This is a genomic window from Desulfovibrio gilichinskyi, assembly GCF_900177375.1.
Classification (GTDB): domain Bacteria; phylum Desulfobacterota; class Desulfovibrionia; order Desulfovibrionales; family Desulfovibrionaceae; genus Maridesulfovibrio; species Maridesulfovibrio gilichinskyi.
This window is the reverse complement of record NZ_FWZU01000002.1, coordinates 264,388-287,707: the sequence shown is the minus strand read 5'-3', so window position 1 is coordinate 287,707 and position 23,320 is coordinate 264,388. Positions and strand designations below refer to the sequence as shown.

Sequence of the window (23,320 nt, the reverse complement as noted above, 5' to 3'; positions counted from 1 at the left end):
CATCAACAGCTTACTTAAAATTCAATATTCAAAAAAGTTATCGCTCCATCCTGAATTTTACGACTGTATCCGTTATTCAAAAACTATCTTCGTGCTTGGTGTTTTCATATATTTTAGTATATATTTATAACCATAAGCACAAATCAACACAGCCGGAGAAATTCAATGGACAGTTTTAGCAATATGAAGTTGCCAAGAGTTCTCTTTATTTTGATTTTTCTTTGCCTATTCTTATGTTCATGCTCGGAAGATCCTATCCGAATAGGTTTTTCCGGCTCTTTAAAAGGAAAATACTCCGATTTGGGCGTTCAAGGTAGAAACGGTGTAACTCTTGCCGTTGAAGATATTAATAGAAACGGAGGAATTAACGGACGTAAACTGGAACTCCTTATCCGAGATGATGAAAACACCAGCGAAGGTGCTGTTAAAGCGGACCGCGAGCTCATCAAAGCCGGAGTTTCAGTAATTTTCGGTCACATGACCAGTAGTCAATCCTTAGCCGCCATTAAAGAAATCAAAGAAAATGAAGTTATATTTATTTCGCCCACTACCTCTACCAACCTAATACAAGGTATAAACGATAATTTTTTCAGAGTAATCCCGACTCTCACTAATTTATCCCAGAGTCTTGCTGAATACGCTGTTAAAACACTTGGTAAAAAAAGAGTAGCCGTTCTCTGGGACCGCTCAAACAAACCTTTTGCTGAACCTTATAAGGATACTTTTGTCGAATTTTTTACTAAAAATGGAGGCAAAATTGTAGGGGAAGTAGATTTCAGTTCATATAGCGGCCCTGTAGACTGGAAAACAATAATGGATAAGCTGAAAAAGCTAAACCCGGATTCTATTATAGCAGTAACTGCTGCCCGAGATTTAGCCGTTTTTGCTCAGCACTCAAAACTAGATAAGACAGGATGGACAATTCTCAGCAGCATGTGGGGTTACACTAAAGAACTTATCCAGACAGGTGGAAAAAGTGTAGAAGGAGTTATTTTTTCAGTTCATTTTGCTGAAGATATTAGCAACCATGACTATGAAAATTTTAAACAGAGCTTTATAGCAAGATTCGGCTGGCCTCCAAATTTTGCGGCTGCGTTCGGTTACGAATCAGTTATGGTTTTTGCAGAAGCCGTCAAAAGAAACGACGGCAGTACTAAAGGATTAGCCAAAGTTCTCCCCAGCATAACTTTTAAAAAAAGTATAGTCGGCCCATTCAGGATTGATGAATTTGGAGATGTTGAAGGAACAAAGCATATTGTAGAAGTTAGAAATGGTACATTTGTCAGTGTTTCCAGAGGCAAAAAATGAGCAAAGCTTCTCTTACAAAAATCTTCCAAAAAAAACTTATAATATGGATTCTTGTTCCTGGGTTGCTCACGAGTATGCTTATTGTCTACATTATCGGGATTAATCAAATAAAGGTAATGGAACGTGAAATCATGCAACTTTCAAAGTCGCTATCACAAAACGTAAACTTTTATATTGACGGTGCAGAGGATGTTTTACAGTCCGCTGCAATAATCAGCGATAATGAAGACATTTCGAAAAAACGGAGTTTTTTTGAAGGAATTCACAAAAAATTCAGCAGATTTGAACGTCTTATACTGCTCGATCGTAATGAAAACATTATTGCGGTTGCTCCCAAGGGTATCGAAGGTGTCGATTTTCCTATTCGTTTTAATAATATTGAGCATGATAAACATGTCCTTACTTCACCTATAATTTCCCCGAATTCCGGAAAACTTGTTGTTTATATAAGTCTCCCCGTTGACAACGGAGGCAAAATTGTTGCTGAGCTCAGTCTAGATGCGCTCCAAAAGTTTATTTACGGTTTCTTCTCAACCAATAGAATCATTATTTTAACTGACTCCTACGGCAATCTTATAGTCCACCCTGATAGAGAAAAAGTTCGCACTCAATCCAATGTAGGCTCGCTTAATATTTTTAAAAACGTGGACAATTCCGGCAAAGGACAATTTTATAAAACTGACGGGGAATTTTATTATGGAACAGTTTCGCATATACCGAGGACAGGTTGGAAAATCCTTGTAGCCTGCCCTGCAGCATACATATTAGAACCTGTCATGGTGCTGGGCTTATTAGTCTCCATACTTATAATCTGCTTTTTCCTAGTGCTTATGATTGCCCTGCGAAATGAATTCAAAACCAGAATAATCTCGCCGATGACAGACTACATTAACAAGCTGTCTGATGTCGCCAAGGGGCAGTATCCTACTGACAGTTCACAAGAAAGTGAATTTTTAGAATTAAATGAGCTTGGAGAAGTTTTTGATGCAATGTCTGAAAAAGTTAAAGCCCGTGAACAGGAGCTTCAGATATCAAAAACTTTTTTCCAAAACATAATAGATTCAATGCCCTCGGCAGTAATCTGGGTCGATGAAAACATGATGGCCTGCGAATATAACAAAAAAGCTCTTGAAATTTTCGGAGAAGGAGCAACAGAAATTGCGTGTAAAAAAGTCGAAATCTTTTTCTCCGGTCATGAAGAAATATACAATGCCATCAATGAATCCCTGAAAAACAAAAAATCTCACACATTAGAAGGAAGACGAGTCTCCATAAAATCCCCCAATTTATACACCATTACAATATTCCCTTTGCTTGGATCGGAGATGAAAGGAGTTGTTGTGCGCATGGATGATGTAACTTCACGCGTCCGCATGGAAGAAATTATGGTTCAAACTGAAAAGATGATGTCTGTAGGCGGATTGGCAGCCGGGATGGCTCATGAAATAAATAATCCGCTTGGAAGTATTATGCAGGGGGCACAAAATTTAGAACGCAGATTTTCCACTAAGATACAGGCTAATGTTAAAGCAGCAAACGAAGCTGGATGCACGCTGGAAAGTTTGCAGAAATACCTAACGGTCAGAAAAATCAATGGAATAATCACAGGAATCAGAGATTCCGGAGCAAGGGCTGCGGGGATAGTCTCGAATATGCTGGAATTCAGCAAACCAGGTAAGGAACAACTCACAACAGTTAATATCAAAAACCTAATTGAAGCATCACTCAAACTTGCAGCAAAAGATTACGATCTTAAAAAGAAATATGATTTCCTTCATATTAAGATCGTTAAAGATTTCGACAACAACATTCCTGACGTTATGTGTTCCAGAACGGAGATTGAACAGGTTCTGTTCAATCTTTTAAAAAATGCGGCGCAAGCCATGACCATACACGGTTTTTCAGGTACTGGTCCTTGTATCACAATCAGAACCAGAACACATGGTTCAGATATTGCCATTGAAGTTGAAGACAACGGCCCAGGCATACACCCAGAAATTCGAAAAAGAGTTTTTGACCCCTTTTTCACGACCAAAACTTCAGAAGCGGGAACAGGACTCGGTCTTTCTGTTTCCTACTTCATCATAACCCAGAATCACGGTGGAACATTTACAGTGGAATCAACACCGGGCAACGGAGCCAAATTTACAATCATACTTCCTATCCAAGGGATTAAAAAACAATCCTGACAGTCTGCACATTTAACTTTAATTAATAAGCCCTTCTACTTTTGACAGACCTGAAGCAATTCAAACCTTGCGGACATCAACAGTATTATCGTTCAAAGTAGTAGCTTCACCAATGTCAGAGAGCCTCTCATGATGCAGAGTGTTTACAAGATTCCCGTTTGCAGACTGTTTCGTTTTAAATATACCTGTAGCTGCAACGGTTCCTTTGGCAATCAAAGGAGTCACAATGGCGGTGAAAACGACTTCTCCCATATCATTAAATGCAAGAACAGAATCTTTATCTACAATCCCGCGTGCTGCTGCATCATCAGTATGCATTGACAAAGTCATCGGGCCGCGGCGGTCTATAAGTTCATCACGTTCCAGAAAAATTGAATTCAAGGTTTCGGAGCTTGGTGCTGCTATTAAACGGAGAGGATGACTCTTCCCGTAATTTTCCTGATATTCAGGCATAGGTGATTCAAGCTTATTATTGATGATCTGAATTTTTCCGGACTGAGTTTTCCAGTCTGTGTGGTCAGCAAAAGGTGTAGAGATCACTCCGCCGTTTTTCAATATTTTCCACTCATCGTCTGAAATATTCTGCAAACCGGACAAAGGATGCGCAAGCAATTCACCCAGAAGATCTTCTTCGGTCCTGTTGAAATGGTCTTCGTTATACCCCATTGCCTTGGCAAGCAGGCAAAAGATATCCCAGTTACTTTTACATTCTCCCGGAGCCGGTATGATTTTATATGCCGTTCCAAATGAGCAATACCCGTATGCACTATGACAGTCGGACTGCTCAACTGAAAATGTAGCAGGCAGAATAATATCTGCATAACGAGCGGTATCTGTCATAAAACGTTCATGCACCACAGTAAAAATTTCAGGATTAAGTAATCCTTTTTGAATCCCCTGCTGATCGGCAACAGAACCAACAGGATTGCTACCGTATACGTGCAGACAGCGTATGGGAGATTTGCCATCTTCACCGTTCAGTGCTGCCCCGAGCATATTGATATTAACTTTACGGGCTGTATTAGTACGCAAATCCGGCCGAGCAATGCGGTCTGAATCAACATAAGGCCCGCTGCCTGTATTGCATCCACACATCCCGCCGCCTGCGCGGGACCATGCGCCGGTAAAAAATGATAAAATTGTGATAAGCCGTACGGTCATGCCGCCATTTCCGTGGCGGGAATTACCGCTGCCCAGAATAATAACCGGGGCTGATGCCGCTGCGTACTCCCGTGCAAGATCAACTATAACCTTGGCAGGTACACCGGTAATATCTTCGGCCCAAACCGGGGTGTATACTCCAAGAGTCTCTTTGAATTCTTCAAATCCTTCTGCTTCTCTTTGCAGAAAATCTAAATCAGCCAGTCCTTCATCTACCAGCACATGTATCATAGCCAAAGCTAACGCTCCGTCTGTCCCCGGAGTTACCAAAACAACCTGGTCACAATAAGATTCCATTTCCTTAGCATATGATTCAATGAGCACGACACGCTTTCCAAGCTTACGCGCTTTGACAATATCAGGCATACTTTGAAGCCGTGTGGCTTTCATGTTGCTGCCCCATACAATATAATAATCACTGTCAGCCAGCTCACGCGGGTCAAGACACCCCGTCTTTCCGGCAACGGCTGCATACCCAGCACTTTTAGCCGATGAACAAAGCGTCTTTATCAGTGCACAGGCTCCCATTTTATTAAACAGAGCATCACCGCAATTACGGTGGATAAGGCTCATAACACCGGAATAATAAAACGGCAGAATCGAATCCGGCCCGGACTCTTCCAAAGCCAGTTTCCAGCGTTCCGTGATTGTACTGATCGCTTCATCCCAGGAAATGGGAGAAAATTGCCCAGATCCTTTATCGCCAGTGCGCTTAAGCGGGGTAACGATTCTATCAGGTGAATGTATGGATTTTTCGTAACGCTGCATCTTACGGCAGATCAGGCCGCGCGAGACAGGGTCAGCAGGATCTCCTTTAACTTTTAATATTCGCTCACCATCGCTTTCAGCTAAAAGACCGCAAGAGGTAGGGCAATCATAGGGGCAAATTGTCTTGTATATTTTCATTCTTCAAATCCGGATTAATTTATATTATATGACAATTGGTTCCACAAATCAGGCCCCAATCGCACAAAAGTTTTCACCCAGATATTTAATTGTTGCAATTGTTTTTTATTCTGAATTTTAATTTGAAAAATACTATTCTGAATTACCTGCTTTTAACTTCTTAATCTCGTCAGAAAAATATTTGGATATATTGTTGTAACCACTGCGTTCAAGCCTTGCTGACAACTGTATCTGCAATTTTTCAGCTTCCTTCAGCATTTGCTTCTGCTCTACCGGGCCTGCCTGAAACGACTGTTTTATGAGTCTCTTTATATCCGCATAAAGCTGCTTTTCCAGCGACTCTCCAGAGCTGACTGAAACAGTATCTTTTACGGATGCTGATTTACATCCATCTTTCTTATCTTTCTCCCACTGACGCATTTTTGCCTCAGCCATCATATCAAAACCATTCATTAGAACCTCCCGGGATGCTGACTCCACGCAATAAAAGCGTTTATGCCGGCAAGCTGATAGGTAGTACTGGCTGCAAATGCTTCGCAAATTGCTTTTTCGTCTTCAAAGTTGTCTAAAATTGCAACAATTCCTCTTACAGACTCAGTGAGAATTTTATTCACCATAAAACGAAATGTATTAGTTATATTCATCTCAGGAAACTGCTGCCGAGCCTGTTCTATCGTCTGTGCTGTCATATTCAGAATGTATTTTTGCGCAAACTTTTCATGCTTAGAGCCTTCTGCCCGCGCCAAAATTATTATAACTTTACGTCGATTGCGAATCCAAAATCGAAACAGTTCACCTGCCTCTCCAGTCATTGCAGATTGACCTAAGCTAAGCCCTTCCGACTGCGCAAAGGCTGCGACTCTGTTACGAGTCAAAGATGAAAACTCTTCTACAAAATCATCTGTAATTATTAATTGAAATAATTCTTTTTTAGTTTTGAAATATTTATAGATAGTTCCCGTTGCGACGCCTGCTGCCTGAGCGATTGCACCCATAGTAGCTTTCTTGAATCCGACTTTTGCAAACTGTTCTTCGGCTGCAATGAAGATTTGCTCACGAACACTGTCTTTCAAAACTTGAACCATAACTATGTCCTCCTCCTTGTTTAAAAATGAATATATAATTCATTTATAAAAATGAATTTATAGTTCATTTTTAAAATTGTCAACGGCAACTTTTAAAAAATAAAACTCCTACAGGAAACATTCTAAAATTTTATATTACTTACGGCGGTAGCTTCTAATCATAAATTGAGGTTTAAAACCGAGACGTTCGTAAAGTCCTTTACCCGCGGCTGAAGCTTGCAGGGTGATAAATTCCCCCTGCCATTCCTTGCACACTGGAATCAGATACTTCATTAAAGAAGAACCAATTCTTTTCCCCTGAAACGCAGGTGCCACGCCAACTTGATGAACTCCGATGACTTCGGATGTTTTGCAGAGCAATGCAGTGCCGGCGGGTGTGTTCTCACAATAATATATGAATAGTTTTATATCATCATCAGAAACAAGTTTACTTATAACATGCGGGTCAATCTGATATCCGAAAGCTTTACTGCCAACACTCACCCAACTTTCGATATCCTCAGTGGAACTGACCAATTTAATATTATTTACCGATGAATCCTGTTTTGGAAAATCATTTGCGCTCAAAACCATGGCAGTCTGCTCAAGCATTATGCCAAACCCGTTATCTATCAGATCCTGCTCACGTTTACCTATTTTATTTCCAGATTTATCCCATACAGGCACTATTTGATCTGGTCTGAGAACATCCAACACACTGTTAATGCCACTAATAAAATCTGTATCCCAGTCAAACCAACATCGGTTAGGCCACCTTGAAGCTAAGTAATAAACTACTTGCGCTGTAGTTACTTGTGCCTTCGCCCCCATTTTTTTCCAAAGTGTTGTCAGATTATCGATATTTCCTTTTTTTAACTTTTCACTATCCATTGTAAGTCTCCCATTATTGAAACGAACAATTCGTTCGCATCTATCGTTACAACTTATAAAGCACAACTTCACTTACAAAAAATAAACTTGAAATCGTTGCAATCTGTTCTGTATGTCATCATTAATTTATCTTTTTCAATTACTGCAAAGTAAATTATTGTTTGATAAATTTATAATAAAATCTTATTAAACCAATAACATCGTTTCTTAAATAAATTTAATTTAAAAATATATGACAACGGACTTTTTAAATGCATTCATGTAACTACAAGCCCATTATAACCAGTCATAACACATTAGTATTTATTGTTATTTTTACATTAGCAATTTCTTTTCTCGTTACTTCATATACATCTGCCACTGCTGATGATTTTAAGCAAAATTCAACAAATCAAACTATAAAACATCATTTATCCACTTCTCAGCTTACAGCAACTGAATGCGAAAAAAACATATTTCAAGCTCTAAAAAAGATTAACGATCCGGAGCTTAATATTAACATTGTTGATTTAGGATTAATAAAAGAAATCAAGTGTCCTGATGAAACCGAGACGCTGTCTATTACTATCATTTTGACCTCTCCGTTTTGCCCTTACATAAAAGATCTTATTGCGGATATTCGCAAAACAGTAAGTGAAACAGCTCCCAATAAAAAAAACACGGTTATTGTAGATACCAAAACAAGATGGAAACCTTCGCGTATGACAAAAGAAGGCCGCAAACAACTTTGGGGAAGTGAGTGATAATTCAAGCTCTATCCCTCGGGGCCTCTGCCGGACTATACTGCATGGTCACATGCGGACCGACCTTAGCTCCTTTAATCCTTGCATCACCGCAAAAAGGCATACAATCAGGACTGCGGCAAGTAGGAACTTTTTTGGCGGGTAGATTTCTTGCTTACGGAACACTCGGCACGCTGGCAGGGCTTGCAGGTCGCATAGGTCATGACAGTTTCGCACAAAGTAATGCGGTATTTTCCATTTCTCAAATAGCATTAGGAGTCCTGCTCATCGCCCAGACTTTTTACAGCTGTACGAAAAAAAAGTGTCCGGGAAAAAAAATGTTATTTGGTACAAAAAAAACAATCTTTATTGCAGGTTTTTTAAACAGCCTTGTGCTGTGCCCTCCTATTTTACTTGCTGTAAGCGTGGCTATGGAAAAAGGGAGTCCACTACAGGGGCTTATGTTTTTTTTCTTCTTCTTTCTGGCCACGTCCGTTTATGTATTACCGTTTTCTTTAGCAGCCATACGGCTCAATCCCTTTTTTTTAAAACAACTCGCACGGGTGGCGTGCATTTGCACAGGTTGTTTTTTTATATATCGGGGTGTCTCATTTCTTTTTTTAAAACAGTATCTTGTTTATTAGGAGTGGAGAATGAAATTCAAAACGCAACTACTTGTCGGCAACGTCACGATTCTTTTTTTAGTTCTAATTGGAAGTGGCTACATTTTGAATGTCATGAGTTCCTATTTGAATGAAAATGAAAAACAAGCGACAACAATAGAACTCATCCAAGTCACCGGTGAAATAAAAAGTTCAATGTATGCAATTGAAGCAGGTGTACGAAACTACATGCTGACAGGAAAACAGACATACCTTGAACCGTACAAAAAATTACAGGCCAAATTCGAAACTTTGACCACGCAAGCTGTCGCATTAAGTTCTAAAGTCGGGCTGGACTCAGTACCACTCGCCGAATCCCAAAAATTAATGCAGGACTGGTACGCTCAGGAAGCGGAACCTTCCATAGCAGACCGCAAACGTCTGGACATGACACCGGAAGAACGCGCAAAAAACATCGATCCAAAAGCGAAAGATTCAATAGTCAAAGTAGAGGAAGTTCTTTCTCCCAAAATGCTTAGAGAATTTCAGCACCTTTTTTCAAAAATGACAGGCATCGCCAACCTTATTGTTGAAAAAGACGGAACTCCGCTTAAACAACAGAGTTTTGAAGAGTTCAGCAGTTTCTGCTTCGGCCTGATCAGACCGAACAAAGAAGGAGCTCTCAGGTGTGCAGCCAATGATGCCAAGGGCGGTGAAGTGGCTAAAGAAACCGGTAATCCATACGTTTATTCCTGCCATGCCGGACTGGTTGATTTCGGAGTTCCTATCATTGTTGACGGTGTACAGATAGGATCATGGCTTGGCGGACAAATACTTACCAGCCCGCCGGATTACGACAACTTTGATAAAATAGCTGAGGAACTCGGCATCGACCGCATAGAGATGAGAAAAGCGGTGGCAGAAGTTCCTGTATTACCGCGCGAACAGGTCGACAGTGCGGCCAATTTCCTCCAGCTGATAGCCAACAGCCAGTCAGCCATAGGCAACGTAAATCTGATGTGGTCTAAGATTATCAAACGTCTGGATTCAGGTGTCGGTAAAAAGATTCTGGATAATGCTCAGACTCAGCTTGCAACATTTGTTACAGACTTAAAACTAAAACGCGCTCAAGAACAGAAGAGGATGGACGCATCCTTAGAAAACATCAAAATAATGATGTTGATGGGCATCCTGCTCCTCGCGGGTCTCAGCCTGTTTATAATAATGTATAACAGAAAAATCATCGCCAACCAGATTGGTGGGGATCCTAACGATATCGCCGATATTGCTTCCAGAATATCCAAAAGTGATGAGAATATTTCTTTCCCGGATGAAAAAACAGCCAAAGGTATTTATCTGGCAATCATAAAAATGCATCATACGCTTAGAGAAACATTTGCAGGCATGAAGCATGAACAGCATGAAGCTCATGAACGTGCGAAAATGGCCCAGCAAGCTAAGCTTGAAGCAGATGAGGCTCGGCATGAAGCAGAAAATGCCAAGAAAGAAGGCATGCTCGCAGCGGCCAACACAATGGAAAAAATTGTCACGAGAGTCGCACTCGCCGCTCAAAACCTGAACAGCCAGATAAACGAAGTATCTAAAGGTTCAAAAGTACAACAACAGCTGGCGACAGAAACCAGCACGGCTATGACCGAAATGAATGCAACTGTCGCCGAAGTTGCTCAAAATGCTGCAATTGCAGCATCAGATGCTGAAAACGCCCGCGAGCAGGCTGTTTCAGGAAACAAAGCTATGTCAGATGTTGAGAAAGTTATCGGCTCCATCGATGATCAGTTCAAGATACTTGAAAAGGAACTTGACGGCCTTAGTGACAAAGTCGGGGACATCCATTCAATTATGAACGTAATTTCAGATATTGCCGACCAGACCAACCTGCTGGCACTTAACGCAGCCATTGAAGCAGCACGGGCCGGTGAAGCAGGACGAGGTTTCGCAGTAGTTGCTGACGAAGTCCGCAAACTTGCCGAAAAGACCATGTCGGCAACTGATGAAGTTACACGGGCTGTTTCTGCCATTACGACAGCAACACAGAATAATATCAGCCACATGCAAACAACCAGAGTAGAAGTGGAAAGCTCAACCACGATGGCTAACGAAGCTCGAAATGTTCTTAAAATCATTTTGGAAATTTCGGACAGAAATTTTTCTCAGGCTCAAAACATTGCAACAGCTTCGGAAGAACAAGCCAGCACTACAGAGGAAATCTCCCGTGCTATTGAAAGCGTTAACGCAACCTCTCTGGAAACAGCATCCGCTATGCATGAAGCATCTCAAGACATTAAGGAACTTGCAGGATTGACTAAAGAATTAGAAGATCTCGTTACTGACATGAAAAAATGATGCAATTCACAATATAATATCGAATATTTCTATATATAAATATTCACAAGGATCACGCATGAATGCCCTTTTCAATGTTATATTGAAAAGGGCATTTATATATAACAGTCAAATAAAAATCACATGACAATTATGTGACATACAATTTTATTGCAAAAACTACTAATTATAAATTAAGATACATAACATTCAGATAGTTACTTAACCATACGCATAGCCTCGGGGAGGGGATACAATGCAAATTAAAATGACTGTCGGTCGGAAAATAGGAAGTGGCTTTTTTATAGTTACTTTACTCGCCGCAATCGTCGGATACGTCGGAATAAATTCCATAAACACTGTATACTCTGCCATGCAGAACTTCATGGTTGTGAGTAATGTTGATATGGTCATGAATGAAGCTGTAGTGGAAAACGCTTTAGTTTTAAATAAAGCCATGACTGTTATGTCCCTCAGAGGAAATAAGGCTGATGCGGAGAATCTAGCAAAAACTTTTTACAACATCGAAAAAGGTCTTAATAAATGGGACCGGACCATTACCGGACAACCGGACCTGATTAAAGGATCCGCGTCAGTTAAGGAAAACATTAAAAAAATTAATGACGTGTCTACACAGTTAGCAACAGTCAAAAAAGAAGTGATAGACATCCAGACTAAATGGGATGGCCTTGTGAACGATATTTTATCTTTTCTGAAAACGACTATGGCCGACATCATCGACCCGCATAAAGCCAAAGCAGAACAATCAGCAGATATAGGGGAAATGATTCACTGGTCGTCAGTGGACATGGTTATGAACGAGGATGTTATTACAAATGTATTAGCACTCAAATCGGCCTCACATGACTATATTGCAGCTGGTACAAAAAAGTCACTGACAGATTATGTCAATGCTCTGGCGAAAGCTGAAAAAGGTCTTTTAAAATGGCGTGAAACCATTTCCGGATTACCTGAAATGGAAAAAGCTGCTGACAAAATTGAGTCTGACCTAGTCGAATACACCAAAGAGGGTGAAAAATTAACAGAGCATTTAAGAGAAATTAAAGAAATAGACACCACCGTTGAAGCTGAAACTTCTGATCTGCTCCTGACACTGACGAAGATCATGGACACAACCATTGATCCTAATAAAAAAATATCTGAAGATAATGCACATACAGCTTATTCCGATGCCAGAATCATAGTTCTCGGTTTGCTGGCTTGCGTAATTATCTTATCAACAACCATTGGTTATCTGATCACAAAGCTGATAACCAACGCTCTTACAGCAAGTGTAACCTTTGCCGAAAAAATAGCTCATGGTAATCTCGACGCATCCATAAATATCACTGCAAACGACGAGACAGGCCATCTCGCCCGGCAGCTTAATTTTATGAAAGACAAACTGCGTGAAATCGTAGGCGGAGTTCAAGACGGAGCCTCAGGCGTTTCCGCCGGAAGTGAAGAGCTATCCGCCACATCAGAATCAGTTTCGCAGGGTGCCGTGGAACAGGCCGCTTCTGCAGAACAAGTTACAGCCTCCATTGAAGAAATGGTCGAATCTATCAGAAATAACTCCGACAGCGCACAGCAGACAAGCCAGATTGCGGCGCGCACAGCCGTTAAAGCGGAAGAAGGCGGCAGTGCTGTCCACCAGACCGCAATAGCGATGAAAGAAATCGCTGATAAAATCAAAATCATCGAAGAGATAGCACGGCAAACCAACCTACTCGCTCTTAATGCTGCTATCGAAGCAGCCCGCGCCGGAGAGCATGGAAAAGGATTTGCGGTGGTAGCCTCTGAAGTTCGCAAACTGGCTGAACGAAGCGGATCGGCAGCACAAGAAATTCATGAGTTTTCGATTTCCAGCGTACAAGTGGCAGAACGTGCCGGAACTTTGCTTAGCGATATACTCCCGGATATTAAACAAACTTCAGAAATGATTCAGGAAATAGCAGCAACAAACAATGAGCTTTCCAATACCGCGGACCAAGTTGCAGTAGCTGTTTCAGAACTGGATAAAGTGATCCAAGCCAATACTTCTGCCGCGGAAGAAATGGCTTCTACATCAGAACAACTGTATGCACAGGCTGCTCAATTAGCAGATAATGTAAATTATTTCCGCATGAACGAACAGCATAGCCACTATGCATCTAATACCGTGGCAGACGTGCTCACCTCGCGAAGCGGAAATATTGGAATAGACATGAGCGAAAACGAGTTCGATCATTTTTAGATTCAACTAATCATTATGTACAAGATTCTGACAATTAAAGCATTATTACTATTGCAATAAAAAAAGAGTTCCCGATCATAAGAATAATCTTCTGATCGGGAACTCTTTTTTTTTAACTATTTAATTCAGTCCGATTAATCGAACATACACGTTATCAACTATATTTTTATGCCCGGTTGCTCAAAAGTATTCCGCCACCCATAGCCACAAAAAGACCGTCGGTGACCTTATTCACTCTATGTTCAAAATCTTTAAGCGAGAAACGCTTGCCAAAGTAAGCGATTAAGAAAGAATAACCGAGATGAACAACTGCTACTATACAGCAAATCGTTACAAACATTATCGAAAACTGTTCATAAGCTGGATGATTTAAATCAAGAAACTGTGGTAAACGCTGATCTCCAGCCGAGCTGTATGCTGTTTTTCAGAACGAGCAAAACATTCGGTCCCGGTGATAAAGTAGTCACTAAGTATGCAAGAAAAAACATCAACCACATTTCAACACTCATTCAAAACTCCGCATCCATGCAATATTTAAATATTTTCCCGTTAGAATATTTCACAATTTTTAATAAGTTTTATTGCTTAAAGTGAACAAGCTACCTGATAACTCCACCCTGAAATGGTATCAAGAACTAAAACTGCTCAAGCCTGATTTTCAACTATGTTACGACCCTAACATCGGCAGATTCAGGATAATTTTATTATTTACCGCGAGATTTAATTGTATGGTGTATATAATTCCCATTGACTTGATGTGAGCGCAAAGGTGCCCTATGATGGGCATTAAAGCTTCGTTATTTGATGATTAATTTTAAACCATATAGAACGGGATAAAAATATTATGAAAAACTCTTTCATTCCGAATATTGTCTTAAATGATCAATCAACTATGCCGGCTTTAGGGTTTGGAACATATATGCTGAACGGTTCCGCGGGAGTTGCTTCCATAGTAAGTGCAATCAAAGCAGGATACAGAATGCTTGATTCTGCTTTCAAATATGAAAATGAAGGAACACTTGGGAAATCAATTGTAGAAAGCGGAGTGAGCCGCGAAGAACTGTATATCATTTCAAAACTTCCCGGTCGCCATCATCGGTATGCTGAAGCTTTATATACTATAGAAGAGTCGCTCTACCGGATGCGGCTTGATTATTTCGATCTGTATCTGATCCACTGGCCTATCCCGCGGCTGGGATTATACGTCGAGGCATGGCAGGCTCTTATAGAGGCAAAAAAACGTGGTCTTATCCGCAGTATCGGGGTCTGCAATTTTTTGCCGGAACATCTGCAAAAACTAATTGATGAAACTGGAGTAACGCCAGTCACCAATCAGGTGGAATTGCACCCATATTTCCCGCAGCAAAAATTGCGAGATTGGCATAAGGAGCATGGCATTGTCACCCAGTCATGGAGTCCACTGGGAAGAGCAAGCAAGGTTTTGCAAGAACCTGTCATCAAAGAAATAAGTGAAAAATACGGAAAAACTGTACCACAGGTAATCCTGCGCTGGCATACACAACTGGATGCTGTTCCGCTTCCAAAATCAACTTCCTATGATCGGCAGATTGAAAATCTATCAATTTTTGACTTTGAACTAACACCTGAGGACATAGCCGCAATCTGCTCGCTGGCAAAACCTGACGGACGCAGGCAGGATCGGCATCCTGCGTTGCATGAGGAATTTTAGCGGGAGCGGGCAAAAACATCCACCAACAATACTTTGATTTCGTTTTTCATGGCGTAAATTAACTCCTGCAACTGTAGAGAAACAATAGAATAAAAACAACTTTCAAACTTTAAAACTGAAATATATTATTATAAAAACCCTAATCTCAGTTTTCGTGTAAACTTTAAAAATTGCAGCCGATACTTAGTTTAGCCAAGATCATTAAACAGGCTGAGAACGTTAACTAATCTGATAAAAAGGAATATAAAATGCTGGAAATAAAAACACACGGTAAGATTGATCAATCGTTATGCGGCGAACCTGTCTTGCTAGAGCAAGGACGATGTGAAGTTCGCTTAATATGCACTAAAAACATGGAAGCAGACACAAGCGGTCTGGTTCACGGCGGATTCATATTCGGGATGGCGGATTATGCGGCAATGCTTGCAGTCAATGAGCCTAATGTCGTTTTAGCATCGGCGGAAACTCAGTTCTTAAAACCCACCCGTGTCACGGATGAACTTATTGCCAAAGCTCACGACACAACTCCTGCGGAACGCAAACATCTCGTGCAAGTGGAAGTTTTTTGTAAAGATGAACTTGTATTTACAGGCATGTTCACTTGCTTTGTCACTAAACAGCATGTGCTGGCAAACGCTTAACTGAAAAAATTTCCACACGCGCAAGAGCCGGACATTGCGGACTGACTCTTGCGCGTATGAAATTTATTATTTAAAAATTTTATCCCCGCTGACATTATTTAAGCCGGGATGAATATCAAAACGGACCACGCCTACAGGCACATTTACTGCAGCCGCGACACGCGCAGTGCCGACTGATCCAAACCCGCCGCAAAGCTCAATAGCGACAATGCCTTCTTTTTCTACAAGTTCAGGAGCTAAAATTTCGGCCTGCTCATAATTGCTGACGGCAATCGCAAGAAGCTCTACTCCTTCTGTGACAACCCAGTTTCTGTGCTTTTCAGGATCACCGCCGGGAGCGACAAAAATAAAAGCGGCTTTAAGTGGCGTACTCATAACATCTCCTTTTTATTACAGTTAAATTAATTAGTTATAATACATGATGGTAATTATTATACTGAACAATATAAAGCGCAATAAAAAATGGAGCACGGACCTAACGGGAAGGCATGGAAGATCCTTTAAGCATAATATCCTCGACTCTGTTTTGTCAGTAGTCTAACATGTCTACAATTGCATATACATAGCCCCAATCTGAACAACTATCCCTTCTTCGGAGCTTAGAATGACAACAATTGATTTTGAAGTTGCAAAGACAACAGATATCAAAGCACTAAGACCCTTTCCTTCAAAAATGCAGATCGAAGTTACCACCCGCTGCAATATGCATTGCTCCATGTGTGTTAAATATGCACCGGAAAGTGATATCATTGAAGCAGACCTTGATTTTGAAACTTTCAAGAGATTGAAACCCGCCTTTGAACATTGCGAAGGACTGGTTCTTAATGGAATAGGTGAACCTTTGCTCCATCCTCAGTTATCTGAAATGGTAGCATATGCACGGGAAAACATGCCCGAGAAAAGTTGGATAGGGTTCCAGACAAACGGTTTGCTGCTTACGGAAAATCTTGCTGATTCATTAGTCAATGCAGGGGCGGATACTTTTTGCATTTCAGTTGATTCGCTTGAAAGCGAAAATGGTAAGTCTGTTGAAATTCACGGGCAATCAAGCGTAGACAGACTTGCCAGCAGTTTTGCACTTCTTAAAAATTCCGGTATAAAATATAAGCGCGAACTAAATCTCGGCGTCGAATTTGTTCTTATGAAGGATTCTGTTGATCAGTTGCCGAATGTCGTCCGCTGGGCAGCGCAGCAGGGCGCAAATTTCATGGTTTGCTCACATGTTCTAGCCCATGGAGAAACAATGCAAGAGCAATCTCTTTTTAATAACAATACGCTAAGTGCCACTACGCTTTTTGAGAAATGGCAAAACAGAATTCTTGAGATGGGCCTTGATATCTATAACTACAACAATATTTCCATGAAATTTTTAAAATCTGCCGCGGACAAACAGCTTGTCGACATGGTTAAAAAAATGAAACTGGAAGCCCAGAAAAATAACATATGGATTAATCTAAGCAGTTTGCTCGAATGGAGCAAAAACAAGTATAATTCCACAGCAATTAATTTAAATAAAATTTGCGCACAGGCAAAATTACAGGCGGACGAACTGGGTATCGAACTGCGCATGCCGGATATGATGGCAAGAGACGATCTGAGTTGCCATTTTATGGAAGACGGCGCGGCGTTTGTTACATCGAAAGGAGATGTAAGCCCCTGCCAATTCCTATGGCACGGTTATTCCTGCAGAATGGACGGAAGTGCAAAACTGGTCAAGCCATGGGTGTTCGGCAATCTTGCTGAGGATGATTTTGCAGAAATATGGAGATCAGCCAAGTATTCTGAATTCCGCAGTGAAGTGCTTGATTACGCCTACCCCTACTGCTCAAACTGCCCGATTGTTCCTTGTGATGATATCACCGGAAAATCCTATGATTTTGAAACAGACTGTCTGGGTGCGCAGGTTCCATGCGGACACTGTCCTTGGGCTATGGGCGGGCTCCAATGTCTTCTTTAATCATGTTTCAAGCAGCGTATCTGTTGCAAACGATTCTGTTAAACAATTACTCAGGATCTTCGACCAAGACCTCTTGATAAAGAATACGGCAATGTTCCTTAAGATTCTCGGCCAGCGGATCCACGATGCGTATTTTATCAAAATCAACTGTTCTGGAGAGTGTACAATAAACAAGATAACATTCTTCGGCGGACACAGGCTTTATGCCTCCAAAAAAAGCATTGAGACGAGCCATCTCTTGATCGAGAGCGGGCGGTATTGGGCGCCAAGCAGGAATGAGAACAATAACAGCCTGCATACCCTTAGCTTTCAATCCGAATATCCTTTTTTGTATCCGTTCCACAAAATCAAGCCCCAGCCTGCTTAACTCAATATAAGCACAGCTTTCCCCGTCATCTTCCGTTACGGCTAACCCAGAATGCGCATCAACAGGTGCAACCTCTTCACACGACAAGATGGAATTGTATCCGGCCTGAGCGAGCAAGCCTGACATGACAGCATGATGCCGTTCCGGCAAGTACACCACCGGCATTTTCGGACTTGAGGTGAAACAGACACAAAGGAGAAAAGTTATTCGATCGTTGCTTGAGACTTTCATGCCGCGGAGATCAACCTCCGTGCATATTGAAAAAAGCAGAGCTAGTGGTGAAAATCCAGTTTTAACCCCCGCTTTCTGAGAGCCTGTGTGAGTTGTGACTGTCGTCGCATAGTAAAGATCTATCTCTTCGGAACTATTGGAAATATATTTTTTAACTTCTTTCAATAGATAGAGAATTGCCCGCGATTGCCGAAAAGACCGCTTGACCATTAAAGAGCCGGAATACCCGCAACGAGGCGTTTCCGGGAAGAAGGCCAAAGAAGAGTTTCCAACCAGAGCACCTTCCGACTCAACCACAATGGATATAATTTCACGATTTTCCAATGCCTGACGCAGCTTGGAAACGTGGTAAAAATCGTCAGACGGATAGGAATACCGATACGTGTCATAGGTCAGGTCTACAAGCGCGGCGGCATCATCCGGAACGGCCAATCTAGTCGTAAATGATCGTTTCGGCGCGGAAATATCTCCGGAATCATTGGCAGGAGTCCTATTTTCAAATAACACCTCGGACAAAGATTTACGGATGATTACCAGCCACCCGTTTTTGCCTTGATTCTTAAACGAGAGTTCATCAACGACCTTGCTGGCCAAAAAGTACCACAGGCCGTCCGAGTCCTCTGGATTTTCAGGATTATGCTTAGGTATCCGGTCCAGATGCACTGGTGGTCCAGCATTAGTTATGGATATTTCGGCTATGCTGTCAGTCTGGAGCTGAAACTCCATACGTATTCGCTCCCAAGACTCTGACCCCGGATACGAACGAATTAAAAACGCCAAAGTTTCTTCGAGAGCCAGACGCAACTCTTTTGACTCCTTCGAAACACAGCCTGCTCCTACGAAGAATTCAGTCATACACTCCAAGGCAAGACCTAAAAATCTAATCTCATATGGTATTTCCATGCCCACAGAAAATTCAAAATTCACCATATCAGTGTTATCATTCGTTGTCATAAAACTGTTACATCCTTTTTCGGTCTGCATTAACAAATCTTCCCAGATTCATGTCCGATGCACTCAAAATATTCAAATCAATGTTGTAATTTATGGATTATTTATGTTTCAAAACATTCACCAAAAGTCACGCGTAGTATATAAATCTAAGCGGAAACCATGTATAGTTTTTTTTGTAGATATAGTACAAAAAAAGTATATAGCGAAAAACCACTAAATAATGCTCAAAAAAGGAGCTTAATATGAAAATTTTGATGGTCCTTACATCCCACGACAAACTTGGAGACACTGGACTTAAAACAGGTTTCTGGCTGGAAGAATTTGCTGCCCCGTATTACATCTTCAAAGACAATAACATGGAAGTCACCATCGCTTCTCCTAAAGGTGGAAAACCTCCTTTGGACCCTAAAAGCGACGAACCTGATTCTCAGACAGCATCCACAAAACGATTTCGTAAAGACATTGAAGCACAAACGCAACTCGCAAACACTCACTTGCTCGGTTCCATCAAACCTTCGGATTTCGATGCCGTTTTTTATGCGGGTGGTCACGGCCCCCTCTGGGATCTTGCCGAAGATATAACTTCAATCTCGCTTATAGAGACTTTTTCCAGACAAGATAAACCGTTAGGACTTGTCTGCCATGCTCCAGGAGTTCTACGGCATACAAAGCAGGAAGACGGATCTCCGCTGGTGAAAGGTAAAAGAGTAACAGGCTTTAGCAATAGTGAAGAAGCAGCTGTACAACTTACAAATATTGTTCCGTTTTTGCTGGAAGATATGCTCAAGGCAAATCAGGGCTTGTATAATAAAGGAGAGGATTGGGCCAGCTATGTTGAAATTGACGGTAACCTTGTGACTGGACAGAACCCTGCATCATCTGAAGCGGTAGCGAATGAAATTATTAAAAAGCTTCGCGTAAAATAAGGAAGCCGAGTAGCATAAGAGCCATCTACAAGCCTTGACAACTCATGAATGCGTCATTTTCACAGGATCGACGATGCGGTCGAATTCGGCCTCGCTGACATACCCCAGTTCAAGAGCTGCCTGCCTTAGCGAAAGGTCTTTCTCCATGGCGTGATGGGCTATGTTTGAAGCTTTGTCATACCCTATGACCGGACTGAGAGCAGTTACCAGCATAAGCGAGCATTCCACATAATCGGCGATTTTCTTTTTGTTGGGGACCATGCCGTCCACAAGATATTTGCGGAAATTATTCATGCAATCAGACATGATTCTTATCGATTGCATAATGTTGTGAATCATGAGCGGTTTATAGACATTCATTTCCAGATAACCGCCCGCCCCTCCCATGCCTACAGCCACGTCATTAGCCATGACCTGCACGGCTGCCATTGCCATTGCCTCGCACTGAGTCGGGTTGACTTTGCCTGGCATGATGGATGAGCCGGGTTCGTTGGAGGGGATGATCAGCTCGTAAAATCCGGCGCGCGGACCGCAGGAGAGAAGCCTTATATCGTTGGCGATCTTGTAGAGCGATACCGCCAGAGTACGAAGAGCTCCGGAAAGATGGACAAGGTCATCATGACTGCCCTGAACGGCAAATTTGTTTGGAGCTGTGACAAAAGGCAACCCCGTAAGTTCCGCGATCTTGGCTGCGGCCTCTGTATCGAACCCCGGAGCGGCATTGATGCCTGTTCCCACGGCCGTGCCGCCTAGAGCCAGTCTGTAAACACCTTCCAAGGCTGGATAAATGCGCGTAGCGTCATCTTCCAGCATAGCCGCGTAACCGGAAAATTCTTGTCCGAGAGTTAAAGGAGTGGCGTCCTGAAGGTGGGTGCGGCCGATTTTGACGATCTCTTTCCAGTCCTCGGCTTTGGAATCCAGTCCCTGACGAAGATTTTCCAAGGCCGGCAGTAAACTGTGCGCCGAGCCTATAGCCGCGGCGATACACATAGCCGCAGGGAAAGAATCGTTGGACGACTGGGACATATTCACATGATCGTTGGGATGGGCAGGTTTCTTCGAACCAAGTGGTTCTCCGGCAAGCTGTGAGCAGCGGTTGGAAATAACTTCATTGACATTCATGTTGAACTGAGTGCCGCTGCCTGTCATCCAAACATGTAAGGGAAACATGTCGGCGTGACCTCCAGCCAGAATCTCATCGCAAACTGTGACGATCAGATTTTTGATCTCACCGGAAAGCTGCCCTGCCTCGAAATTAACCAGAGCCGAACTTTTTTTAAGAATGGCGTAGGCATTAATCATTTCACAAGGAATGAGCTCGCTGCTTATACTGAAATATTCAAGACTGCGCTGAGTCTGTGCCCCCCAGAGCTTATCATTTGGAACTTTGACCTCGCCCATGCTGTCACTCTCGATGCGAAATTCCGTCATATGAGTTCTCCAAGCGTTAGATGAATCTATCTTATACATGTGGAGCAGGCGAAGGTCCATGAGGAAAAGAATGACATAGTTTCACCGCCGACCTTTTATTGACGATGCTCGTCAGTCTTATCGGGACAGTGGAAACACACAGACATCATTACTGTCATTAAATTTTAAAAGTTAAAATTGAGGAGCCTGTTCCGGCAGCTTATCGGAATCAATACCTTCACACTGCGCATTTTCCACTGTGAGATTACCGCTTGCATCAATCGTCACAGTCCAGATGGTATTGTAATCTGAACTTGGCCAACTCTCATCGAGAAGGGTGGCACCGCTTGCGCCGTAGCTGCTTAGAAGCGCATTTATTATCGGCTTAATCCTTGAAGATTCCCACGCGAACAATATATTATGATTGGATAATTTACCTCCTGTAAACAAAAAATTGCTGGCTAACGTTCCCTGATTCGAAGCTAAAAGTGAGAAACTGGAAACCAAATAATAAGGCAAATTGTGGGCCACAACATAAGGCCACACTGTTAATGATGGCCTAATGTACGATACATTAATATAATTTGATGGATTGATACTCTTTGTTGAATACCACTGTGCAGGGTCGCATGAGTAAACCATATCGGGACTTATTTTACCGGATAAAGCATCGGAGAGATCAAGCGCACGCCATTGCCCTGCCCCGACAAAGTTGCCGTTTTCAAAAATATGCTTCGAATCTGGATGTGCTTCTGCATGCCGGACAAGATAAACAGTCTCACTTTTATTGATACCAGCAGGAATAGTAATACCAGGATCCCCGGCATTCAGTGAAATTATAGAATGAGCTTGCTGTGAGTATGAACATGGAGCTTTTACAACCGACTCTGGAAGTTCCGGATATGCGGAAGGAGGGTCAAATTTACTATCGTAAGTTATCAGACGCGCATTTCCACTTGGTGAGATGGATATTACATACACAAGGTTTGGACTGATATAAGTTATCGGTAAATTTAGATCAAATGAATGATACCGATTAATCTTATCCATCAGTGTACTGACAATCTCCCATGGAGCAGAAAAAACATAAAATCCGGGGTTATTATTATAAATAATTTTGGTTGCAATACTAACGTTATTATCGTTCATGTCGTTGAAATCAAGCCCGATGCAGTCAGGACAATATTTAGCGGGAACAGCAACACCGCCAGGTACAGAACCGTCTCCATATGCGGCATTAACGGGATAACTGTTAGCAGTATAGGAAGAATATCCGGCAGCAGCAGGGATGGCGACAGTATGTCTATTAAGAAGGGCAAACTGTTGTATTGACCCTATGGCGGCCATGTCCGGGTAGTTATTTGCAGTTTGCAAATGAGTCATCGGCGAGAGCGCGTAAATGCTGGTTACGTTTTCTTTTCCCAGCACGTTGTTTTTCAGGTACGAGCCCATGCGGAGCGCGCGCTGCAATCCCTGACTGGTAAGGTTTGCAGTATCTGCATGAATATCACCGGGAGCGTTGTAAACTAAATCTGAACTTACCACAAAAATCAGGTTGATATCGGCAGTGCTCAGTGGACTGTCACTAGTAGAAGAACCTTCCCAACATCCTGACAAAAAGAAAATCAACAAAATATTTAAAAAAATTAACCTAAAGCATTCAGATTTTTCAAAGATCTTCATAAAGCTAATTATTCCTTTTAGATCAAGCTAAGCACCGAG

20 protein-coding genes and 1 pseudogene are annotated in these 23,320 nt (G+C 41.9%); 11 read left to right on the top strand and 10 right to left on the bottom strand.

What is annotated here, in order from left to right; all coding sequences use genetic code 11:
- Window positions 1-165 precede the first annotated feature (165 nt).
- Both B9N78_RS06210 and B9N78_RS06205 read left to right on the top strand, forming a co-directional pair.
- Window positions 166-1,308, top strand: a complete 1,143-nt coding sequence (locus B9N78_RS06210; protein ID WP_085099964.1) for an ABC transporter substrate-binding protein — start codon at window positions 166-168, stop codon at window positions 1,306-1,308.
- Window positions 1,305-3,497 (top strand): sensor histidine kinase, encoded by a 2,193-nt coding sequence (locus B9N78_RS06205; protein ID WP_085099961.1) that lies wholly within the window; start codon window positions 1,305-1,307, stop codon window positions 3,495-3,497. Before B9N78_RS06210 ends, B9N78_RS06205 begins: the two co-directional genes overlap by 4 nt.
- A 60-nt stretch (window positions 3,498-3,557) precedes the next feature.
- Here the strand turns inward: B9N78_RS06205 and B9N78_RS06200 are convergent, their stop codons facing one another.
- From B9N78_RS06200 to B9N78_RS06185, 4 genes are all read right to left on the bottom strand, one after another.
- Window positions 3,558-5,564 carry a molybdopterin-containing oxidoreductase family protein gene (locus tag B9N78_RS06200; RefSeq protein ID WP_085099958.1) on the bottom strand — a complete coding sequence of 669 codons (2,007 nt, stop codon included), beginning with the start codon at window positions 5,562-5,564 and terminating at the stop codon, window positions 3,558-3,560.
- Window positions 5,565-5,696: 132 nt separating this feature from the next.
- Window positions 5,697-6,017, bottom strand: coding sequence for a hypothetical protein (locus B9N78_RS06195; RefSeq protein ID WP_085099956.1), 321 nt, complete (start codon window positions 6,015-6,017; stop codon window positions 5,697-5,699).
- Window positions 6,017-6,649 (bottom strand): TetR/AcrR family transcriptional regulator, encoded by a 633-nt coding sequence (locus B9N78_RS06190; protein WP_085099953.1) that lies wholly within the window; start codon window positions 6,647-6,649, stop codon window positions 6,017-6,019. Before B9N78_RS06190 ends, B9N78_RS06195 begins: the two co-directional genes overlap by 1 nt.
- 135 nt (window positions 6,650-6,784) lie before the next feature.
- Complete coding sequence (locus B9N78_RS06185) at window positions 6,785-7,519, bottom strand: GNAT family N-acetyltransferase (protein WP_085099951.1); 735 nt, start codon at window positions 7,517-7,519, stop codon at window positions 6,785-6,787.
- A 251-nt stretch (window positions 7,520-7,770) separates the two neighbouring features.
- Here B9N78_RS06185 and B9N78_RS06180 point away from each other — a divergent pair, with 251 nt between their 5' ends.
- The 5 genes and pseudogenes from B9N78_RS06180 (at window position 7,771) to B9N78_RS06165 (ending at window position 13,422) form a co-directional block, all read left to right on the top strand.
- Window positions 7,771-8,262 carry a metal-sulfur cluster assembly factor gene (locus tag B9N78_RS06180; protein WP_085099948.1) on the top strand — a complete coding sequence of 164 codons (492 nt, stop codon included), beginning with the start codon at window positions 7,771-7,773 and terminating at the stop codon, window positions 8,260-8,262.
- Complete coding sequence (locus B9N78_RS06175) at window positions 8,259-8,885, top strand: sulfite exporter TauE/SafE family protein (protein ID WP_085099945.1); 627 nt, start codon at window positions 8,259-8,261, stop codon at window positions 8,883-8,885. Before B9N78_RS06180 ends, B9N78_RS06175 begins: the two co-directional genes overlap by 4 nt.
- 9 nt (window positions 8,886-8,894) lie before the next feature.
- Window positions 8,895-9,833: pseudogene (locus B9N78_RS18545) on the top strand (PocR ligand-binding domain-containing protein); the annotation flags it as partial.
- 27 nt (window positions 9,834-9,860) lie between these two features.
- Window positions 9,861-11,207 carry a methyl-accepting chemotaxis protein gene (locus tag B9N78_RS18540; RefSeq protein ID WP_425429856.1) on the top strand — a complete coding sequence of 449 codons (1,347 nt, stop codon included), beginning with the start codon at window positions 9,861-9,863 and terminating at the stop codon, window positions 11,205-11,207.
- A gap of 235 nt (window positions 11,208-11,442) precedes the next feature.
- Window positions 11,443-13,422, top strand: coding sequence for a methyl-accepting chemotaxis protein (locus B9N78_RS06165; protein WP_085099938.1), 1,980 nt, complete (start codon window positions 11,443-11,445; stop codon window positions 13,420-13,422).
- Window positions 13,423-13,588: 166 nt separating this feature from the next.
- Here B9N78_RS06165 and B9N78_RS18255 read toward each other — a convergent pair whose 3' ends face one another.
- Both B9N78_RS18255 and B9N78_RS18440 read right to left on the bottom strand, forming a co-directional pair.
- Window positions 13,589-13,762, bottom strand: coding sequence for a hypothetical protein (locus B9N78_RS18255; protein ID WP_212637014.1), 174 nt, complete (start codon window positions 13,760-13,762; stop codon window positions 13,589-13,591).
- 34 nt (window positions 13,763-13,796) lie between these two features.
- Window positions 13,797-13,931 (bottom strand): hypothetical protein, encoded by a 135-nt coding sequence (locus B9N78_RS18440; RefSeq protein WP_281248169.1) that lies wholly within the window; start codon window positions 13,929-13,931, stop codon window positions 13,797-13,799.
- 335 nt (window positions 13,932-14,266) lie between these two features.
- Here B9N78_RS18440 and B9N78_RS06155 point away from each other — a divergent pair, with 335 nt between their 5' ends.
- Both B9N78_RS06155 and B9N78_RS06150 read left to right on the top strand, forming a co-directional pair.
- Window positions 14,267-15,112, top strand: coding sequence for an aldo/keto reductase (locus B9N78_RS06155; RefSeq protein ID WP_085099935.1), 846 nt, complete (start codon window positions 14,267-14,269; stop codon window positions 15,110-15,112).
- A gap of 248 nt (window positions 15,113-15,360) precedes the next feature.
- Window positions 15,361-15,753 (top strand): PaaI family thioesterase, encoded by a 393-nt coding sequence (locus B9N78_RS06150; RefSeq protein ID WP_342743601.1) that lies wholly within the window; start codon window positions 15,361-15,363, stop codon window positions 15,751-15,753.
- Between the two features lie 66 nt (window positions 15,754-15,819).
- Here the strand turns inward: B9N78_RS06150 and B9N78_RS06145 are convergent, their stop codons facing one another.
- Window positions 15,820-16,128: a DUF6506 family protein gene (locus B9N78_RS06145; RefSeq protein WP_085099932.1), complete on the bottom strand. Its 309-nt coding sequence runs from the start codon at window positions 16,126-16,128 to the stop codon at window positions 15,820-15,822.
- Window positions 16,129-16,357: 229 nt separating this feature from the next.
- Here B9N78_RS06145 and B9N78_RS06140 point away from each other — a divergent pair, with 229 nt between their 5' ends.
- A complete protein-coding gene (locus tag B9N78_RS06140; protein WP_085099931.1) occupies window positions 16,358-17,710 on the top strand; it encodes a radical SAM/SPASM family putative metalloenzyme maturase in 1,353 nt (450 codons plus the stop codon).
- Between the two features lie 46 nt (window positions 17,711-17,756).
- Here B9N78_RS06140 and B9N78_RS06135 read toward each other — a convergent pair whose 3' ends face one another.
- Window positions 17,757-19,262, bottom strand: coding sequence for an ATP-binding protein (locus tag B9N78_RS06135; RefSeq protein ID WP_170921381.1), 1,506 nt, complete (start codon window positions 19,260-19,262; stop codon window positions 17,757-17,759).
- Between the two features lie 242 nt (window positions 19,263-19,504).
- Between B9N78_RS06135 and B9N78_RS06130 the strand changes: the two genes are divergently transcribed.
- Window positions 19,505-20,188, top strand: a complete 684-nt coding sequence (locus B9N78_RS06130) for a type 1 glutamine amidotransferase domain-containing protein (protein ID WP_085099925.1) — start codon at window positions 19,505-19,507, stop codon at window positions 20,186-20,188.
- Between the two features lie 42 nt (window positions 20,189-20,230).
- On the opposite strand, the gene fumC is transcribed toward B9N78_RS06130, so the two are convergent.
- Both fumC and B9N78_RS06120 read right to left on the bottom strand, forming a co-directional pair.
- The gene (gene fumC / locus B9N78_RS06125; protein WP_085099922.1) at window positions 20,231-21,619 is read right to left on the bottom strand and encodes a class II fumarate hydratase; all 1,389 of its coding nucleotides are present in this window, start codon (window positions 21,617-21,619) and stop codon (window positions 20,231-20,233) included.
- Window positions 21,620-21,790: 171 nt separating this feature from the next.
- Window positions 21,791-23,281, bottom strand: coding sequence for a hypothetical protein (locus tag B9N78_RS06120; protein WP_085099919.1), 1,491 nt, complete (start codon window positions 23,279-23,281; stop codon window positions 21,791-21,793).
- Window positions 23,282-23,320 lie beyond the last annotated feature (39 nt).